This is a genomic window from Albidovulum sediminicola (assembly GCF_025751575.1).
In the GTDB taxonomy this organism is placed as follows: Bacteria; Pseudomonadota; Alphaproteobacteria; order Rhodobacterales; family Rhodobacteraceae; genus Albidovulum; species Albidovulum sediminicola.
The window spans coordinates 1-906 of the sequence record NZ_JAOWLA010000066.1 but is presented as its reverse complement, the minus strand read 5'-3'; the positions used below and the strand labels follow the sequence as shown (position 1 = coordinate 906).

1 protein-coding gene is annotated in these 906 nt (G+C 69.4%); it reads right to left on the bottom strand.

All coding sequences use genetic code 11. The features are described from left to right. Window positions 1-906 (bottom strand): dihydrolipoyl dehydrogenase family protein (locus OE647_RS20115; RefSeq protein WP_263723544.1); only part of this gene is annotated, 906 nt, incomplete at both ends.

Sequence of the window (906 nt, the reverse complement as noted above, 5' to 3'; positions counted from 1 at the left end):
GCGGCTTCGCGGACGGCCTCCGAGAAGGTGGGGTGGGCGTGGCAGGTCAGCGCGATGTCCTGGGCGGAGGCGCCGAATTCCATGCCCACGCAGATTTCGTGGATCAGTTCGCCCGCCGCCGGGCCGATGATATGGGCGCCAAGGACGCGGTCGGTCTCCTTGTCGGCCAGGATCTTGACGAAGCCGTCGCCCTGGAACACCGCCTTGGCGCGCCCGTTGCCCATGAAGGAGAACTTGCCGACCTTGTAGGCGCGCCCCTCCTCCTTCAGCTGCTCCTCGGTCTGGCCGACGCTGGCGACCTCGGGGGCGGTGTAGATCACGCCCGGGATCACGCCGTAGTTCACATGCCCATGCTTGCCCGCCAGCACCTCGGCCAGCGCCATGCCCTCGTCCTCGGCCTTGTGCGCGAGCATCGGGCCCGCGACCGCGTCGCCGATGGCGTAAAGGCCCGGCACGTTCGTCTGCCACTGCGCGTCGGTCTTGACCTGGCCGCGCGGTTCCATCTGGGCCCCCAGCGCCTCCAGTCCCAGGCCCGCGGTGTAGGGCTTGCGGCCCGTCGCGACCAGCACACAATCGGCCTCCAGCGTGGCCTCGCTGTCGTCCTTGCGCAGCTTGTAGGTGACGCTGGCACGGCCGTCGGCGGCCACGGCCTTCTGCACCGCGGCGCCCATGACGAAGTCGAGCCCCTGGCGCTTCAGGAGCCGCTGGAAGGTTTTCTGCACCTCGCCGTCCATGCCCGGCGTGATGACGTCGAGGTATTCGACCACCGTCACCTTGGCGCCAAGCCGCGCGTAGACCGAGCCGAGTTCCAGCCCGATCACGCCCGCGCCGATCACGACCATGGACGCGGGCACCTTCGCCAGCGCCAGCGCGCCGGTCGAGGTGACGATCACCGTCTCATCGACC